The organism is Bradyrhizobium sp. CCBAU 51765, from assembly GCF_015291725.1.
Classification (GTDB): domain Bacteria; phylum Pseudomonadota; class Alphaproteobacteria; order Rhizobiales; family Xanthobacteraceae; genus Bradyrhizobium; species Bradyrhizobium liaoningense.
Genome location: NZ_CP030038.1, coordinates 4,019,643 through 4,037,277, shown reverse-complemented (window position 1 = coordinate 4,037,277; position 17,635 = coordinate 4,019,643). Strand labels below are relative to the sequence as shown.

General features: G+C 63.6%; 17 protein-coding genes and 1 pseudogene. 8 read left to right on the top strand and 10 right to left on the bottom strand.

The features are described 5' to 3' along the window. Positions 1–66 precede the first annotated feature (66 nt). Positions 67–3,051, top strand: a complete 2,985-nt coding sequence (gene uvrA, locus XH96_RS19365; protein WP_194393836.1) for an excinuclease ABC subunit UvrA — start codon at positions 67–69, stop codon at positions 3,049–3,051. A 200-nt stretch (positions 3,052–3,251) separates the two neighbouring features. Continuing rightward, positions 3,252–3,851 (top strand): YcxB family protein, encoded by a 600-nt coding sequence (locus XH96_RS19360; RefSeq protein ID WP_194393835.1) that lies wholly within the window; start codon positions 3,252–3,254, stop codon positions 3,849–3,851. A gap of 253 nt (positions 3,852–4,104) precedes the next feature. Here XH96_RS19360 and XH96_RS39175 read toward each other — a convergent pair whose 3' ends face one another. Both XH96_RS39175 and XH96_RS19350 read right to left on the bottom strand, forming a co-directional pair. Further along, the gene (locus XH96_RS39175) at positions 4,105–4,278 is read right to left on the bottom strand and encodes a DUF5615 family PIN-like protein (RefSeq protein ID WP_246790130.1); all 174 of its coding nucleotides are present in this window, start codon (positions 4,276–4,278) and stop codon (positions 4,105–4,107) included. Positions 4,279–4,281: 3 nt separating this feature from the next. Continuing rightward, positions 4,282–4,434 carry a DUF433 domain-containing protein gene (locus XH96_RS19350; RefSeq protein ID WP_246790128.1) on the bottom strand — a complete coding sequence of 51 codons (153 nt, stop codon included), beginning with the start codon at positions 4,432–4,434 and terminating at the stop codon, positions 4,282–4,284. Positions 4,435–4,574: 140 nt separating this feature from the next. Here XH96_RS19350 and XH96_RS19345 point away from each other — a divergent pair, with 140 nt between their 5' ends. Continuing rightward, complete coding sequence (locus XH96_RS19345; RefSeq protein WP_194393834.1) at positions 4,575–5,216, top strand: HAD family hydrolase; 642 nt, start codon at positions 4,575–4,577, stop codon at positions 5,214–5,216. Positions 5,217–5,346: 130 nt separating this feature from the next. On the opposite strand, the pseudogene XH96_RS19340 reads toward XH96_RS19345, so the two are convergent. The 3 genes and pseudogenes from XH96_RS19340 to XH96_RS19330 form a co-directional block, all read right to left on the bottom strand. Beyond that, positions 5,347–6,299: pseudogene (locus XH96_RS19340) on the bottom strand (cytochrome D1 domain-containing protein). 17 nt (positions 6,300–6,316) lie between these two features. Next, the gene (locus XH96_RS19335) at positions 6,317–6,880 is read right to left on the bottom strand and encodes an SRPBCC family protein (protein WP_194393833.1); all 564 of its coding nucleotides are present in this window, start codon (positions 6,878–6,880) and stop codon (positions 6,317–6,319) included. Between the two features lie 916 nt (positions 6,881–7,796). Further along, a complete protein-coding gene (locus tag XH96_RS19330; protein ID WP_194393832.1) occupies positions 7,797–8,564 on the bottom strand; it encodes an AAA family ATPase in 768 nt (255 codons plus the stop codon). Between the two features lie 286 nt (positions 8,565–8,850). Between XH96_RS19330 and XH96_RS19325 the strand changes: the two genes are divergently transcribed. Then, complete coding sequence (locus tag XH96_RS19325; protein WP_194394180.1) at positions 8,851–10,932, top strand: DUF1217 domain-containing protein; 2,082 nt, start codon at positions 8,851–8,853, stop codon at positions 10,930–10,932. Positions 10,933–10,949: 17 nt separating this feature from the next. On the opposite strand, the gene XH96_RS19320 is transcribed toward XH96_RS19325, so the two are convergent. The 3 genes from XH96_RS19320 to XH96_RS19310 form a co-directional block, all read right to left on the bottom strand. Further along, complete coding sequence (locus XH96_RS19320; protein ID WP_194393831.1) at positions 10,950–11,810, bottom strand: PCC domain-containing protein; 861 nt, start codon at positions 11,808–11,810, stop codon at positions 10,950–10,952. A gap of 9 nt (positions 11,811–11,819) precedes the next feature. Next, the gene (locus XH96_RS19315) at positions 11,820–13,427 is read right to left on the bottom strand and encodes an acyl-CoA synthetase (RefSeq protein ID WP_194393830.1); all 1,608 of its coding nucleotides are present in this window, start codon (positions 13,425–13,427) and stop codon (positions 11,820–11,822) included. Between the two features lie 105 nt (positions 13,428–13,532). Continuing rightward, positions 13,533–14,030 carry a hypothetical protein gene (locus XH96_RS19310; RefSeq protein ID WP_194393829.1) on the bottom strand — a complete coding sequence of 166 codons (498 nt, stop codon included), beginning with the start codon at positions 14,028–14,030 and terminating at the stop codon, positions 13,533–13,535. Positions 14,031–14,123: 93 nt separating this feature from the next. On the opposite strand from XH96_RS19310, the gene XH96_RS19305 reads away from it, so the two are divergent. Continuing rightward, on the top strand, positions 14,124–14,483 hold the full coding sequence (locus tag XH96_RS19305; RefSeq protein WP_194393828.1) for a hypothetical protein: 360 nt from the start codon (positions 14,124–14,126) through the stop codon (positions 14,481–14,483). A gap of 79 nt (positions 14,484–14,562) precedes the next feature. Then, a complete protein-coding gene (locus XH96_RS19300) occupies positions 14,563–14,838 on the top strand; it encodes a GNAT family N-acetyltransferase (RefSeq protein ID WP_194393827.1) in 276 nt (91 codons plus the stop codon). Positions 14,839–14,885: 47 nt separating this feature from the next. Here the strand turns inward: XH96_RS19300 and XH96_RS19295 are convergent, their stop codons facing one another. Then, the gene (locus XH96_RS19295) at positions 14,886–15,281 is read right to left on the bottom strand and encodes an SPW repeat protein (protein WP_194393826.1); all 396 of its coding nucleotides are present in this window, start codon (positions 15,279–15,281) and stop codon (positions 14,886–14,888) included. Between the two features lie 315 nt (positions 15,282–15,596). Between XH96_RS19295 and XH96_RS19290 the strand changes: the two genes are divergently transcribed. After that, positions 15,597–15,872 carry a GNAT family N-acetyltransferase gene (locus tag XH96_RS19290; RefSeq protein ID WP_194393825.1) on the top strand — a complete coding sequence of 92 codons (276 nt, stop codon included), beginning with the start codon at positions 15,597–15,599 and terminating at the stop codon, positions 15,870–15,872. A gap of 52 nt (positions 15,873–15,924) precedes the next feature. Here the strand turns inward: XH96_RS19290 and XH96_RS19285 are convergent, their stop codons facing one another. Beyond that, entirely contained in the window at positions 15,925–16,323 is a 399-nt protein-coding gene (locus XH96_RS19285) for a DUF3597 domain-containing protein (protein WP_131868342.1), read from the bottom strand. A gap of 342 nt (positions 16,324–16,665) precedes the next feature. Between XH96_RS19285 and XH96_RS19280 the strand changes: the two genes are divergently transcribed. Next, positions 16,666–17,574, top strand: coding sequence for a DUF2189 domain-containing protein (locus XH96_RS19280; protein WP_194393824.1), 909 nt, complete (start codon positions 16,666–16,668; stop codon positions 17,572–17,574). Positions 17,575–17,635: the final 61 nt, after the last annotated feature.

Here is a 17,635-nt window from a genome sequence, read left to right as displayed (position 1 = left end):
CCGGGCGAAGCGCGCCTTCAACATTGGCGCGATCGCGCGTCTTTGGATTCCTTAAGGACCAGCGGGATGGACGAAGTGATCAAGGCGAAGCGCCAACAACAGAACGCGGGCTCCAGCCTTCGCGCAATTTCGATCCGTGGCGCGCGCGAGCACAACCTCAAGAACATCGACGTCGAGATCCCCCGCGACAAGCTGGTGGTGTTCACCGGCCTCTCCGGTTCCGGCAAATCCTCGCTCGCCTTCGACACCATCTATGCCGAGGGCCAGCGCCGCTACGTCGAATCGCTGTCGGCCTATGCGCGCCAGTTCCTGGAGATGATGCAGAAGCCCGACGTCGACCAGATCGATGGCCTTTCGCCGGCGATATCGATCGAGCAGAAGACGACGTCGAAGAACCCGCGCTCCACCGTCGGCACCGTCACCGAGATCTACGACTACATGCGCCTGCTCTGGGCCCGCGTCGGCGTGCCCTATTCGCCGGCCACGGGCCTGCCGATCGAGAGCCAGACCGTCTCGCAGATGGTCGACCGCGTGCTGGCGCTGCCCGAAGGGACCCGCCTCTATCTGCTCGCGCCGGTCGTGCGCGGCCGCAAGGGCGAGTACCGGAAGGAGCTTGCCGAATGGCTCAAGAAAGGCTTCCAGCGCGTCAAGATCGACGGCACCTTCCATGAGCTCGCGGAAGCGCCGACGCTGGACAAGAAGTTCCCGCACGACATCGACGTCGTCGTCGACCGCATCGTGGTGCGCGCCGATATCGGCCAGCGCCTCGCCGAAAGCTTCGAGACCGCGCTGAAGCTCGCCGAGGGCCTCGCCGTGGTCGAGTTCGCCGACGCGCCGGCGGCCGCGCCTGCGGAAGAGAAAGAGAAAAAGAAGACTGCGAAGATCCACGACAAGAGCGGCCCCGAACGGATCCTGTTCTCGGAAAAGTTCGCCTGCCCGGTCTCCGGCTTCACCATCCCCGAGATCGAGCCGCGCCTGTTCTCGTTCAACAATCCCTATGGCGCCTGCCCGGCCTGCGGCGGCCTCGGCGTCGAGCAGCATGTCGACGAGGACCTCGTCATCCCCGAAAAGGACCTGACGCTGCGCAAGGGCGCGATCGCGCCCTGGGCCAAGTCGTCGTCGCCCTATTACGTGCAGACGCTGACCGCGCTCGGCAAGCACTACAAGTTCACGCTCGACACCAAGTGGAAGGATCTGCCGAAGAAGACGAAAGACGCGATCCTCTACGGCTCCGGCGAGGACGAGATCAAGTTCTCCTACGAGGACGGGGTCCGCTCCTACGACACCAAGAAGCCGTTCGAGGGCGTCATCACCAACATCAACCGCCGCTATCGCGAGACCGAGAGCGAGTGGGCGCGCGAGGAGCTGGCGAAATATTTCCACGACGTGCCCTGCGAGGGCTGCAAGGGCTTTCGGCTCAAGCCCGAGGCGCTCTGCGTCAAGATCGGCGGCAAGCATATCGGCGAGATCTCGGAGCTCTCGGTCAGGAAGGCCGGCGAATGGTTCGAGGGCGTGCCCGAGACGCTGAACAAGCAGCAGAACGAGATCGCCGGCCGCATCCTGAAAGAGATCCGCGAGCGCCTGACCTTCCTGCTCGACGTCGGCCTCAACTATCTCACGCTGTCCCGCTCCTCCGGCACGCTGTCCGGCGGCGAGAGCCAGCGCATCCGCCTGGCCTCGCAGATCGGCTCAGGCCTCACGGGCGTGCTCTACGTGCTGGACGAGCCCTCGATCGGCCTGCACCAGCGCGACAACGCCCGCCTGCTCGACACGCTGAAGCGGCTGCGCGACCTCGGCAACACCGTGGTCGTGGTCGAGCACGACGAGGACGCCATCCGCCTCGCCGACTACGTCCTCGACATCGGTCCCGGCGCCGGCATGCATGGCGGCCACATCGTCGCCGAAGGCACGCCCGCCGAGATCATGCGCAACCCGAAATCGCTGACCGGCAAGTACCTGACCGGCGAGCTCGAGGTCGAAGTGCCGGAGCGGCGTCCGCCCAACCATCGCCGCACCATCAAGGTGGTCAACGCGCGCGGCAACAACCTCAAGAACGTCACGGCGGAGATTCCGCTCGGCCTGTTCACCTGCGTCACCGGCGTCTCCGGCGGCGGCAAGTCGACGCTGCTGATCGACACGCTCTACCGCGCCATCGCGCGCAAGCTCAACAATGCCAGCGAGGGCGCCGCCCCGCACGACCGCATCGAGGGCCTCGAGCACATCGACAAGATCATCGACATCGACCAGTCACCGATCGGCCGCACCCCGCGCTCGAACCCGGCGACCTATACCGGCGCCTTCACGCCGATCCGCGAATGGTTCGCCGGCCTGCCGGAGGCGAAAGCGCGCGGCTACGAGCCCGGCCGCTTCTCCTTCAACGTCAAGGGCGGCCGCTGCGAAGCCTGCCAGGGCGACGGCGTCATCAAGATCGAGATGCACTTCCTGCCCGACGTCTACGTCACCTGCGACGTCTGCAAGGGCAAGCGCTACAACCGCGAGACGCTGGAGGTGCTGTTCAAGGGCAAGAGCATCGCCGACGTGCTCGACATGACCGTCGAGGAAGCCGCCGAGTTCTTCAAGGCGGTGCCGCGCGTCCGCGAGACGTTCCAGACATTGCACCGCGTCGGCCTCGACTACATCCATGTCGGCCAGCAGGCCACGACGCTCTCGGGCGGCGAAGCCCAGCGCGTCAAGCTCGCCAAGGAGCTGTCCAAGCGCGCCACCGGCCGCACGCTCTACATCCTGGACGAGCCGACCACCGGCCTTCATTTTCACGACGTCAAGAAGCTGCTGGAGGTGCTGCACGAGCTGGTCGCGCAGGGCAACACGGTCGTCGTCATCGAGCACAATCTCGAAGTCATCAAGACCGCCGACTGGGTCATCGACCTCGGCCCCGAAGGCGGGGACGGCGGCGGCGAGATCGTGGCGTGGGGCCCGCCGGAAGACATCGCGAAGGCACCGCGGAGCTACACGGGGAAATTCCTGGCCCCGGTGCTGGAGAAGGCGCGGAAGCCGAAGCGGAGGCGTGCGGCCAGCGAGGCGGCTGAGTAAGCCTCACTTTGGACTCGGCCAGCCTAGGCGACACCAAGGGTCTGCAATCAGACAGACATCGGCGAGGACGCAGCCGGGTCGCGGCGACCCCATCCGCGGGTGCGCAAGATGTTCAGATGACGGCGTTGTCAGTCGACACAACCTTTGGTTATTTTCGCGAGTGATGGCTATACTAACTGGCTTCGCCGCGGAGATCAGATTTGAGCGATGTAATCGATCAGTCAAGCTTTCGGTTTCAATTCAATATCACAATAGAGGACGATAGATCCTTCCGAAAACTTGCAGGCAAACGTCTGAAGGTGCACGTCAATCGGGAAGCCCTTCAAGTTCAAGCGCTCATCATTTGGGGTGTCGTGATGGTCGCCGGCCTTCTTGCCATGGCCCTGGAATGGGCAGCAGCGCAAATTCTGTCTGCGTTGCTAGTCGGCTTTGTGCTAGGTCAGATTTACGCGTTCTTCCTAGCGTGGCAGGTATTCCGACAAATCCAGGACAACCTATTTGAAGTAGATCGCGTCGCGCAAATGACGTGGCACGTCACTCTAGACGATAGCTCGATTGTCGTCAGGACTCCCGCCAGCGAACGCCGGACGTTCTGGCACTCCATCCAGGGCGTGACAGATACGCCGACCATGGTGGCGATATGGTACAATTCGGGGTACGGCTTTTTCATCCCGGCGCGAGCCTTTTTCGATCCCTCCGCACGCGCTGCTTTTGTCGAATGGGTGAGCGAGCGGTTGCGGTCCGCCACCGCTTCTTCAAGCGCAATTAATCCGCCCAATGGCGATGCTGTAGCTCGCTAATGTCAGCGGTCTGCGCGTCCCGCCGCTAGCACGAGTGAGATCGATACTCACGTGCGCAACTTGCAGCAAAATTCAAGTTTGCAACGGACGGGACCGCAAACGAACTTCGTCGATCACGACATAACGGCCAAAAAGCTTCTGACCAAATTGGTCGACGACCTCTAGAAGCCGCGCTCGTACCAATGGCCCGCTCTCCGTATCGATACGCAACAAGATTAGACCAGGAGCGGCTTGGCCGCGGCGAAAGACCAGCTCACCAAAATCCTTCAGCCGTGAGGAGAAGACGCCCTTCGCGCGACGCCAGCGCCATGACCTCCGTGTCACTCAGACTGGCAGCGAATTCGGCGATGTAGAGCACATCGTGACCGGCGTTTCGTAGCTCTCGAACCAGAGAGACCGCGATACATTCGTCCGCAAGCCAGAGCACTGTTCAGCGATAGATGACGTCTTCGTCGGCCAGATAGTCTGCCGCAAAAGCCTGGGCTGCCCGGATGTCGTCCGCCGTCAACCGCGGATGCTCCTCGATGATCGATTCAATAGTCATACCGGCGCCGAGCTCGCGCAACACCAACTCGACCGGCACGCGTGTTCCGCGGATCACAGGCTTACCTGTCCGTGATCGCCGGATTGATTTCAATGCGCTGGTGCCGCATGGCTGTCCTCGAATTTTGCCAGGATATAGCACAACAAGCACCCCTTGTCAGCGAACACGAAATCCTCCCCATGCCCTACGCCCTCGCCATCTTCGACCTCGACGGCACCCTCGCCGACAGCTTCCCGTGGTTCCTGCGCACCATCAACGACATCGCCGATCACTTCAATTTTCGCCGCGTGCGGGATGAGGACATCGAAGAGTTGCGGCATGCCTCAACGCGCGAGATCCTCAGCCACCTCGAAGTGCCCCTGTGGAAGCTGCCGGCGATCGCGCGGCATGCGCGGAGGCTGAAGGCGGAGGCGGCCGCGGAGATTGCGCTGTTCGCGGGCGTCGAGACAATGCTGCGGACGCTGGCTGAGAACGGTGTGCAGCTTGCGCTGGTGACCTCCGACAGCGAGGCCAATGCGCGCGAGAAGCTCGGCGAGGCTGCGTCGCTGTTCGCGCATTTCGATTGCTCGGCGTCACTGTTCGGCAAGCCCGCGAAATTCCGCCGGGTTGTCAGGCGCGCAGGCGTCCAGCCCGAAAGTGTCATCGCGATCGGCGACGAGGTCCGCGACATCGAGGCGGCGCGGGCCGCGGGAATTGCCTGCGGGGCCGTGTGCTGGGGCTATGCGGCGCCGGCGGCGTTGCGGGCGCTGGGGCCGGACCACGTGTTTGAGCGGATGGAGGAGATTGTGCCGACGCTAGCGCGGACTGGTAGGGTGGGTTAGCCCTGCAGATGCGCAAAGCGCATCTGCGCAGCGTAACCCACCACTTCTGTCTCCGCGGAATCCAAAGAGGTGGGTTACGCCTTCCGACTGCGCTTCGCGCAGCCGCAAGGCTAACCCACCCTACACACCCCTACTCCGTCCTGCGCAAGAACGCCCCGAATGCGCGCGGGCCGTCGCCGGTCTTGATCTCACCCACGACTTTCAGCTCGCCGCATCGATGATGCTGAGCGTGTTGCTCTCCCAGCAGGCGACAATGATGCGCTTGCCGTCGGCGGTCGCGGCAATGCCTTCGGGGTAGTCGCCGACAGCGATGCGCTTGATTGGCTTCAGCATCGCAAGGTCGAACACGCTGACGGTGCCGCCATACTGATCCGTGACGAAGCCGCGGCCCCTCGTCAGCGCTACCGCATAGGGGCGCATCCCGACCGGCACGCGGCCGATCTCGCGGGCCTCGGCGATATCGATCACCGAGACATCGTCGGAGCCGACATTGGCGGTGTAGGCGCGCCTGCCCTCGGCGTCGATCGTGACGCCGAACGGTCGGGTGCCGACCTTGATGGTCGCCTTGCGCTGGCGCGTTGCGGTGTCCACCACCGAGACGCTGTCGTCGTCGCGATCCGCCGAGAGCAGCAGCTTGCCATCCGGCGTCACCGCGAGGCCCGATGGCGAGGCGCCGACCGCGATGCTGGCCGTGACGCTGCGGCTCGCCGTATCGATCACCCGCACCGCGGCGGCATACCAGTCGGCGACATAGACGGTGCGGCCGTCGGGCGCGACGGCAATGCCGAGCGGCCCGCCGCCGACCTCGATCCGCCCCGCGACTTGCCGCGCGGCCGCGTCCACCACCGTCACCGCCTTGGCGTCGGGACTCGTCACATAGGCAAAACGTCCGTCCGCGCTGACGGCCGCGCCCGCCGGCTTGCCGCCGATCGGGATCGTCGCAACGCTACGCGACGTCGCGAGGTCCACGACCATCAGATCATCGCTCAGCTGGTTGGTGACGAACGCCTCCTCGGCGGACGCGCCGCCGACACCGGCAAGGCAAAGGCTGGCGGCGAGCGCCGCCAAGACCAGCGCCTGCAAGACCAGCGCCCGCACTGTCAGCTTCCGCTCTCGATCTTCTTCTTGAGCGCTTCGAGCCCGGCCTTGTACAGCCCGCTCACCGCGGTCCTGGCGGCCTCGTCGCTCAGTTCCGGCGGCGGATCGTTGTTGGGATAGCCGCGATAGAACGCGCCGGCCCATTCCAGCTTCGCCTTGCCGTCCGGCGCGGGCGACACCGTCAGTGTCGAGGAATAATTGGTCACCGGCAGCACCTTCACGTCGACCTTGGTGATCCGGTACGAATAGCTGAGCATGTCGGGCTCGTATTTGTAGAGCTCCTCCTCGACCGTTGCGCCGCCCGTGAGCGTCAGCGTCCGCGTCGCGCCGATCTCGTTGCCCTTCTCGCCCGTGGTCTTGGTGACCGGCTGGAGCCAGCTCATGTCCTGGAAATTGCCGATCACCGCCCATACCTTGGCCGGAGCCGCGTTGATCTCGATGGATTCCCTCACCTTCTGCCGGGTCGGCCCGTGAGCCCAGACCGGCTCGAACGCCGTCGTCAGAGCCATCCCCGCCACCGCCAGCGCCGCCACCCCGGCGATCGCCGGTCCCATCGTCATCCTCATGTCGTTTCCTCACTTGATCCTGCGCGACTTGACGCGCGCTGGAAGCATCGTAGCGCATTTTTGGACGGTGGGGAGACCGGTTCGTGGCGCGGCTGTGGCGGCGCGCTCCCCACTATCACACCATCCGTTGCGTTGCCTGACGGGCAAAACACGCCAGACCACGGTCAACTCCCGCGGGCGGAAATAATTCGCTTTACTAGAATTCGGAATTATCGCATGTTTTGGCCATCCCAGCCCGGGCCGAGGGGCGGATCGCGATCGTCACGAACGCGGGATGGGAATGTGGTGGACGCAGGCAGCGTCGCGCGCAGGCGGTCTGCAGGGCGGGTCACTCCGTGAGCAGACGAGGCGCGCACACGACGGGCGCAGCCAGCGTACGGCAAAATCGTGTGGTCCTGGCGCCCGGGGTCTGTGCGCCAAGGCTTGTGGTGACGTTGCGGCCCGACCGGGTTCGCATCGTCAGTCATCCGCAAGGCGACGGGGGCAATAGTGCATCGCTCCCCGAGGAGATCACGACATAAGCCGTAAAACCACTGCGCAGGGAAGGCCGGATGTTTGGCTTCACCTGTATGCCGCTGTGCATCACTTCCAGCGCAATTTGCGCACAGCGGACCGCGGGTGCCAGCCGGCACCCGGCCTTCCCTGCGCCCTCGGCACTCTTGAGGGCGGCAATCGACGCAAAGCTCGGGCGCGAAGCGCCGCGAGAATGCGAAGCCGCGCGTATGATGCGGGTAGCAATGCTAGAGACATTCAGGCTCTCGTGCCCCGGACGCAGCGCAGCGCCCCTTCGGCGGTGCGCTGCTGAGCCGGGGCCCATGCAGCAGCACGACGCGCGGACCCCGAGTCCCCGCTCTGCGCCGCAACGCTCACGCGTTGCAGCTTGTCCGGGACACGCGTGTGGGCGTCGGGTGCGCCCCTACTCCGCCAGGATCGCCTCCACGAACCCGCGTGGATCGGCACAAAACTCCCGCATCACCCGGTAATGATCGGTCTGCTCCACCGTCGTCGGCTCCAGGCCGTATTTCCCGAGCCGCAGCAGCCGCGCGTTGGGATAGGCCATCAGCACCGGCGAATGCGTTGCCATGATCACCTGGCAGATGCGGGACTCTTCCATGCGGCGCAGCAGCGTCAGGAATTCGATCTGGCGCGCCGGCGACAGCGCCGATTCCGGCTCGTCGAAGATGAAGATGCCCTGGCGCTGGCAGCGCTCCTCGAAGAAGCGGAGAAAACCCTCTCCATGGGAATGGGACAGGAAATCGGGGCCGACCTGGCCGGCATCACGCGCAGCCTTGTCCAGATAACGCGCGACCGAGAAAAAGCTCTCCGCACGGAAAAACCAGCCATTGGTGATCTTCGGCAGCCAGCTTGCGCGCAGCGCCTTGGAGAGCTGGCCGCCCATCTTCTCGCGCGCTACGGAATGATCGACCGGCCTGTACCCCTTGCCGCCACCGGCATCGTCGTAGCCGGCGAGCGCCGCGATGCCCTCGAGGATCGTCGATTTCCCGGTCCCGTTCTCTCCCACGATGATGGTGATGGCCGCATCGAAGTTGAGCTCGAAATCATCGGGGAAGATGGGCAGGCAAAACGGATAGGCCTCCCGATCGTGAACTTGCGACGGATCGAGCCAGACCCGCTTCAGATACGGCGCAGGCAGGTTGATCGTTCGACCGCTTCTTCGGCTCATGCCAGCCCCCAATTCGGACCCATCCCTGAACTGGAACATATCAGGAACACAACCCTCGCGAAAGCTGCATTTGAGAAACATCCAGAAACAACCGGAGATAAACTCGATCTGCGTTACTTGATCTGCGCTATTTGGGCGCGAGCTGAAAAAACTCAGATTGTAGCTCGGAATCGTCCTGGGAAAACGTGACCACGAGACAGTCTTGCTGGCATGAGGCCAGCTTCCACCTCGCGACCCCGCAATGATTGACGGACGTCCGGGACTGCAAAGCCGCGAGGAATGCGCGATGGTGACAACGTATTTCAGCTACAGCTACATCACGCACAATCTCAAGCAGTCCCTCACCCGGGTCGAACAGCAATCGGACGTCGCGCGGGAGGCCGCCTATTACAAAGCCAACATCGGCAAGGTGAAAACCATTGACGATTTCATGAAGGACTATCGCCTGTATCATTATGCGACGAAGGCATATGGCCTGGAAGACATGGCGTATGCCAAGGCTTTCATGAAGCAGGTGCTCGAGAGCGACCTCAACGACTCAAAAAGCTTCGTCAACAAGCTGGTCGACAAGCGGTACCGGGAGTTTGCCGCGGCATTCTCCTTCGCCGGCGGCACGACGCCGGTCGCGCAATCGGAGCACCAGACCGATGAGATGATCGGCCTGTATACGGCGACCAAGAAGAGCCAGGTGGATGCACTTGCGGACGACTCGAAATACTACAGCGCCCATATCGGCAGTATCACAAGCGCAGACCAACTCCTGAACGACGACCGTCTGCGCAACTATGTCTATTCGGCATACGGGATCGATCAAAGCAAGTGGCCTCGTGACACGATCAGTCAGGTCCTGCGCAGCGACCCATCCGATCCAAACAGCTACGTCAACACCACCTTTGCTTCCCAGTTGAACGGCCTCAAGGCCCAGCTTGCTCAAGCCCAATCCGATGTCAGCGCCGCAAATTCAAAAATAGCCGACTATACGGCCCAACTATCGCAACCGGACGCTAATGTGACCCAGTTGAAGGTCCAGATCCTGGTCGAAAAATATCACCTGGAATCATACGCGAGCAGCATTTCCAGCCTCAGCGACCAGATCGCGACCATTAACGGGTTCGTGGACCTGGCCGGCGCCTTCGAGTTTTCGCCCGACGGATCGCTTCCGTCAGGCGTGTCCGCACAGACTGCTGCAAATGTCACGATCACGAAACAGCGGTTCGACGACAGCAAGGCGGCCGTCTATTCGGCGGCAAGCCCGCTGAACGAAGCTTTCGCAATCAGGCAATTCAGAACGGCTCTCCTCACCGTCAATTCGGTCGACGCGTTCATATCGACGCCGGACGTGTATGTTTTTGCGCTGGGCGCCGTCGGCCTCGATCCCAAGGAGGTCTCCCAGGCCGCGATCAAGGCCGTTCTCGAAAGCGACCTGAGTGATCCCAAGAGCTACGTCCATACCCTCAAGGACGATCGCTATGTCCAGCTCGCGCGCGCCTTCAATTTCGATGCAAAGGGCAATCTGACGACCCCCCTGGTGGCCCAGGACGCTGCTGACGTGCTCGAGATCACAAGGGACTACGTCATTTCAGCGGTGAAGAGCGCAAGCACGGCGAGCCCCCAGCAGCAGGCGGCAGTTCGGGCCCAGGCAACCAAGGATGCGACGGATTATCAGGAGGCGATTGCAGGCATCGACAGCGTGTCCGATCTTCTTGCAAACAGACCGATGGTCGATTTCATTCTCTTGGCCAAGGGTTTGGATCCCAGGAAGATCAGCACCGATTTTCTCAAGAGAATCTTCGCCTCCGACCTGAACGATCCAAAGAGCTTTGCGAACACGCAGAGCGATCCCCGCTTTGCCGACATCGCGGCGTCGTTCAACTTCGACAGCAAGGGCAACGTCGCGCGCCTCCCGATGATGGGTCCCCAGCAGCAAGATCAATTTCGGGAAACCCAGGCGAACTATCTCCAGCAAAGCCTGGAGCAGCAGCAAGGGGACACGAATCCCGGCGTGCGCCTGGCGCTCTACTTCCAGCGAAAGGCGGGCGACATCACGTCGGCATACGACATCCTTGCCGACAAGGCGCTTTCGGAGGTGTTCAGGACCACCTTCAATTTGCCTGATCAGATGGCGGCGATGCCGATCGATCAACAGGCCAAGTTCGTGGACAAATTCATGAAGATCAAGGATCTGTCCGATCCTGCGAAAGTTGCGAAGCTGCTGAATCGATTCTCAGCCATGTATGACATCAAGAACAGCGAGAGCACGGGCCAGGCGCAATCTCCCTTGCTCAACCTCTTTCAAGGATCGAGCTCGGGCCTATCGGGCATGAGCGCATCCACTTACCTGGCCATTGCCAAACTACGCGCTCGCTGACGATCGCCCGATCGATACTAGTCTTGCACCTCGAGCACCAGCTCCATGGTCATCAGCACGGGATTGTCGCCACGGACCAGGCGGCCCTCCGCAATGCCTCCGGTGTAGTCGATCAGCGCGACGTCGAGCACCGCTTCCGGCGCGCCCGCCGAACCGGGGGCGATCGTCCCGGCCGTGATCGCCAGCTCCGTCGCAAACGGCTCGGTGACGCCGCCGTCGGTGAAACGTGCGCCGATGGTCGAGCCGACGCCGCCGTGAATTTTCGCACGCGCGATGCCGTGTGCACGGCAGAACTCCTCGAGCCCGCCGGCAAAATCCTGATTGGGCCGCAGCCGCAATGCGAAGCTGCGGCTCGTCGTGCGCGCGCCGGTGCTCGCGGAGACGACGGGCCCAAACAGCTTGAAATTGGTCTCCGGATCGGGCTCGGCGGTGAACGTCGCGCCATCCACGCCGAACGCCTCGACCTCGAACGGCTCGGCAACAACGGTCTCGTCCGGCAGCATGTGGCCGCCGCTGGCCTTGCCATCGGCTTCGGTCCAGAGCCCGTGGCAATGAAAGAACGGCGCGCCATCGCGCATGCCGAGCGTCATGCTGCCAAGCTTCGTGCGCGTCACACCTTCGGGCCGATACGTGTCACTGTAGAACGCCGCGTTCTCGCCGGTCTTCGACAACGCCGGCATGACATAGGCGAACGGCCCGAGCGCACCGCGGCCGAAATTCAGTACGCCGCCGGCAAATCCCTCTGCCGCAAATCCGCGACGTGCAGCTTCCAGCAGCGGCAGATCTGCCTGAAGCGTGAAGGAAAAGGCGCGCCCCCTCGCCTCCACCCACTGGATGCGTTCGGCGACGGGCGCGCCCGGCTGCTTGATACTCCGCATCACTTGCGCTCAGCCTGCCTTGGTCTTGTCGAGATCGAGCAGCCCGCGCGCCTCGAGCTCGTCACGCACCATCCGCTTCGGCACCTTGCCGTAGCCGGACTTGGGCAGCGCCTCCCAGAAGAAGAACCGCTTCGGCATCTTGTAGCGCGGCACTTTTGGCAAGAGGAACGCCGCCATCTCCGCTTCGCTCACCGGCTTCGCGCCTTCGCGCGCAACGCAGACAGCTATTCCGACCTCGCCCCAGGTCGCATCGGGCACGCCGAGCACGGCGACCTCGCCGACCGCGGGATGCGTCAGTATCTTCTCCTCGATCTCGCGCGGATAGATGTTGGAGCCGCCGGAGATGTACATGTCGGAGGCACGTCCCGTGATGTAGACGAATCCCTCCTCGTCCATGTGACCGAGATCGCCGGTACGGAACCAGCCGTTACGAAACGCCTTCGCATTGGCTTCGGGGTTGTCGTAATAGCCGGCGAACACGGCAGGCCCGATCACGCAGATCTCGCCGCTCTGGTTGGCGGCAAGCTCCCGTCCCTCGTCGTCCTGGATCGAGACCTGCATGCCGGTGCGCTCGAAGCCGCAGGTGCCGATCTTCGCGTGCGGGCCGTCCTCGGGATCGTGCAGCGCGGCCGGCAGCACGGTGATGTTGCCGGTGACCTCGCCAAGGCCGAAATACTGCACGATGACCTTGCCGAGCTTCTTCAGCGCGGCCTTCTGGTCCTCGCGATACATTGGCGCGCCGGCGTAGATCACATGGCGCAGCGAGGAATGATCGTATTTGTCGGCGGCGGGATGCTCGACCATCATCTTGAGGATCGTCGGCACCGTGAAGAGATTGCTGACGCGATGCGCCTCGATCAGGCGGAACGCCTCGCTGATATCGAATTTTTCGGTCGGCAGCAGCACCGTGCATGCGCCGCGCGCGGTCTGCATCAGCTGATGCACGCCGGCGCCGTGCGACAGCGGTGCCACCACCAGCGAGGCATCCTGCTCCGTCACACCTGGCGTCAGATCGGCGAGATGATTGGTGACGACGAACCCCATCTGGCCGTGGGTGAGCACGGCCGCCTTGGAACGGCCGGTGGTGCCGGAGGTGAAGAAGAACCAGCAGGGATCGTCGTGTTCGACGGCGACGTTCTCGACTGCCGTTCCTGCCCGCGAGGCCATGGCCTCGGCAACCGACATATCCGCGAATGGCGCCTTCCCGTCGACGCTCCAGGTGAATTCGAGAGCGCCGCCCTTCACCGCCGCCGCGTGCTCGGGGAAATCGACATGGCACAGGAACGCCTTCGCCCCGGAGGCCTGCGCGAGATAAGTGACCTCGTCCGGCATCAGGCGGAAATTGGTGGGCACCCAGACCGCGCCGAGCCGGAACGCGGCGAACATCGAGACGAACATCTCCTCGCCGTTCTTGGAATGAACGAGGATGCGGTCGCCCCTGGCAATGCCACGTGCGGCGAGCGCCGCGGCCAGCGCCGAGACCTGCGCATCGATCTCGCGCCAGGTCCAGGATTTGTCACCCCAGACGAAGCCGGGGCGCGATCCATGCCGCCGCGCATTCTGAGTCAGCATGTAGGCGAGATTCATGACGCGGCGGGACATGCGCAAGGGCTGCATCGGGCTTCCTCTTCGAAGACGGACAGCGCACAAGCCGCCCGCTCATTGCCGCCCATTTATCGCCATCGCCGGTGCCCCTGCAAGGCCGGCGGCCGCGGACCAGCTCTACGGCTGCTTGAACGCAAACGGCGTCGCCGTAATGGCCTTCGCCTTCCAGCAGGCCTGCGCACCGAAGCCGCCGCAGAAGCTGCCGTGCAGATCAAAACGGATGGTGCGCGCGGCGCCGCGCTTCATCGGCGGCGCCACGATCTTGTAGCTGCGGACATAGCCGTCGAACACCTCGCGCACGCTGCCGTCCGGCAGTGTCACCAGGATCTTCATGACGCAGCCGCCGGTTCCGCAATAGGTCGTCTCGCGATCGCCGCATTTGGTGTCCTGGAAATCGACGATGTAGTCCTCGCGGCCATCGCCGGTGAGGTCGATCTTGCGCACGGTGTTTGGCGCGAAGGTCACCTTGCCGCCCTCCTGGGCGTCGCATTCCTCATTGGCGTAGCGCAGCGCCTTCTGCACGCCGGGTGGATAGTCGGCCGGATTGAACGGCTTTGCGTCGTCGGCGCGCGCGCTGGTCGCGAGCAGGACGAGCAAGAGGATCAGATATCGCATTGGCGTTGGTCGCAGCCACGACCGTTATCGTTCAGGGAATTTTAAACATGATCGGCGCACCCTCCATCCGTCTTCGCGTACAGAGTGCATTCCATGATCAAAGCGCCCGCCGTCCTCCTGCTCACGCTGGCGCTCGCCGGATGTGCCGTTGCGCCACAGGCGCATCTGGCTTCCGATCCCGCCTTCAAGCCTGCGCGTTACGCCTGGGATGGCGCCGGCGAGGATCCCAACCGGCCGCACGCTGCTTCACGACCAGCGCGCACCGCTGCCCACTCCGAGCGCAACAGGTCGCAAGCCGGCGTTCAGCCCTATTCGAAGGAATGGTGGCAGGCGCAGGATGGCGTCGAGGCCGAGCAGGACGCCAGGGTCAACCGCTCCCTGGTCATCTGCCAGGGTTGCCTCCGCCAGCCGCCACAGCCCGAAGATGCCAGGCTGGCCAAGGCGACCGATTGAACCGCAATATCGGAAACCTGCCGACCCGACCGCGCGTTACGGCCTCGTGCGCGAGGCTGGCAGCTGGAGGGGCCACGACATGAGCGACGTCATCAACAACAAGGCGCAACACCGCTACGAGCTCGCGGTGGAAGGCCATCTTGCGACCGAGCATTACAAGCTCGATGGCAACGTGATCACGTTCGAGCACACGGACGTGCCGAAGGAACTTGGTGGCAAGGGCATCGGCTCGAAGCTGGTACAAGGCGCACTCGACCAGGTCCGCGCCGCCGGATTGAAGCTGATCCCACAATGCCCGTTCGTGAAGGCGTGGATCGACAAGCACCCGGACTATGCAGATCTCGTAACAAGATGAGTGCACGCCCGCCGCCCATGGCCGGCGGGCCTGCCGGCATCTATGGCCTATTGCCCATGCTTGAGCAGGTCCTGGTCAGTCTGATCCCAGTCCTGCCACAGCTGGAGTATGCCGAGCAGCACCACCACCGCACCGAGGGTCGTATGATAGATGCGGAGGAAGCCGTCGGCGGAATAGCCGATCAGGTAAGGCGAGGCGATGAGCCACAGCCCGACCAGGATCGTGGTCACCTCCTGCCACCGCTGCAGGGCGACGTATTCGAGCTGGCTGAGACCAAACACGATCAGACCGATCGCGACGGTGTTGAGGATGGCCGTCTGGTGCCCGGTGATCGCCGGATCCTGAACGGGAAACCACGGCGAAGCCACGATCGCCGCGCCGAGCAGCATCCCGCACCAGTCTTCCCATGTTCGATGAGTCTTCAATAAACCAGAGTCCGACATCGTACCCTCCTGCAAAAGAGGCATACGTCTGCGGCTGGCGATCACGACACTCCGAATGTCTGGCGACCTGCCGGCCGCATTCGGGCGTATGTCCTTTCCAGGACGTGGGAACAGAACTTCGGCGTGCAAGAGCTGTAGCGAGGATTATTTACCGTCGCCGCGCCGCTCGCAGAGCGCGATTTCCATACTGCACTGCGGTCACAGCGGCGCATTTGCGGATATCTCCTCTGCGCCAATCTGCCTTGGTCTCACCTTGGCAAGGGCGGAATTGGCCTCCTAGATCAGGAGGCAATCTGCATTTCGGAAGGATCCTTCATGGCGGCACCGGTACGCGACAACAAGGACAGCAGCCGCTTCGAGCTCGATGTCGGCAACGACGTCGCCTTCGCCAATTACCGGCTGACGCCGTCGGCCGTCATCATCACCCATACCGAGACGCCGCGCGCGCTGCGCGGCCGTGGCATCGGCTCCGAGCTGGTCAAGGGGGCGCTGGACCTGATCCGGCGCGACGGCAGGAAGGTGATCGCCGGCTGCAGCTTCGTCGTCGACTATCTCGACAGGCATCCGGAGGATGCGGATCTGGTCGCCTGAAAGCAAAAGGGCCCGCGAGATCGCGGGCCCCTCCGGCTCGACCCGGCGCGGGTCAGTGCTTGATCTCCGGCGGCAGCTTGCCGCCGTTGGCGGCGAGCTTGGACATGACCTGCTTGTGCAGCCAGACGTTCATGCTGGCCGAGTCGTTCATGTCGCCGCTGTAGCCGAGTTCCTTGGCAAGATCCTTGCGTGCAGCGAGGCTGGAATCGATGTCGAGCGCCTTCATGAGGTCGACAATCGAGGTGCGCCATTCCAGCTTCTCGCCCTTGTGCGCGGCCGCCGCCTTGTCGACGATCGCCGCCACGTCGACGGCAGCCATGGGCGCGGCGGCCGGCGACGAAGCGCCTGGCGCGCTTGCGGGCGCGCCGGGCGAAGCTGTGCCACCGGCGGGCGCGGCAGAGGCCGGCTGGCTGCCGAAGATCGCGCTCATGATTTTCCCGAAAATGCTCATGTCTGCTCCCCGAAAAGGAATCCGTTGGAAGGGCCTTGAGTGGCACTTATAGACGAAGTTGCCGCGCTGTGCCCGCGAAGTTCCGCGGGCTAACAGCAGCATCAGCTTATCTGCGGCGAAATGACGACAGAATGACGTCGTTGTGGTTGCGGTTGCGGCGCGGCATCGAATTTCACCCAAGCACGAGGGACAGGACTTGGACTTGGGAGTATGGTTGGTGTTCAGCTCGCGATGCCAGCCGGAATTCGCGTGTGGTCGGGATCGCGACATTTCAGAGAATGGCGGCCGCTTGCGCCGTTTGCCGGCGCCGGTCTTGGCTGCCTGGCAAGGGAGCTAGCGACCATGGCCACACTCTACCAGGGCAATGTCCCCACGATGGCCCAGCCCGCGGATTCGGCTGGACCGGTAATCCGAACCATCCGACTGTCCGATCTGCGGGACGCGCTCAGGCGCGGGTGGGAAGACTTCAAGGCCGTTCCGAGCCACGCCATCATCCTGTGCGTGATCTACCCGGTGCTCGGCCTCGTGCTCGCCCGCGTGGTGATGGGCTATTCGGTGCTGCCGCTGTTGTTTCCACTGGCTGCCGGTTTCGCCCTGATCGGGCCCTTCGCGGCGCTCGGACTTTACGAGCTCTCCAGCCGGCGCGAGCGCTATGAACCGGCCAGTGCCTGGGATGCCATGGAGGTGCTGCGCTCGCCGTCGTTCGGTGCGATGCTGGGCCTCGGCACGTTGCTGCTCGCCCTGCTCGTCACCTGGGTCGCGACCGCGCAGGCGATCTACATCGCAGCGTTCGGCTACGAGGGCGTGACCGGACTCTCGGACTTCGTGACGCGCGTGCTGACGACTCAGCAAGGCTGGTGGCTGATCGCGGTTGGCTGCGGCACCGGCTTCCTGTTCGCGCTCGCCGCGCTCTGCATCAGCGTCGTGTCGTTCCCCTTGATGCTCGACCGTCATGCCGGCGCATTCGAGTCGATGGTGACGTCGCTGCGGGTCGTCGCAAGAAACCCCGTGCCGATGGCGGCGTGGGGCTTCATTGTGGCGGTGTTGCTCGCGCTCGGCACAATACCGGCCTTCCTCGGCCTTGCCGTGGTGATCCCACTGCTCGGCCATGCCACGTGGCACCTCTACCGCAAGGTGATCGTCTCGGAGCCCGGGGCGCGTCCGGTGCCGCCCCCGCCGCATCGTCCGCGCAAGCCGGCCGCCGACTTCCCGGCCAACCTCTTCCCCTGGCGCAATCGAACCGACGCCTGACGATATCGTGACATGCGATCCTGCCCTGCCCTGGCTCGGGCAGGATCGCACCCTGCTGTGC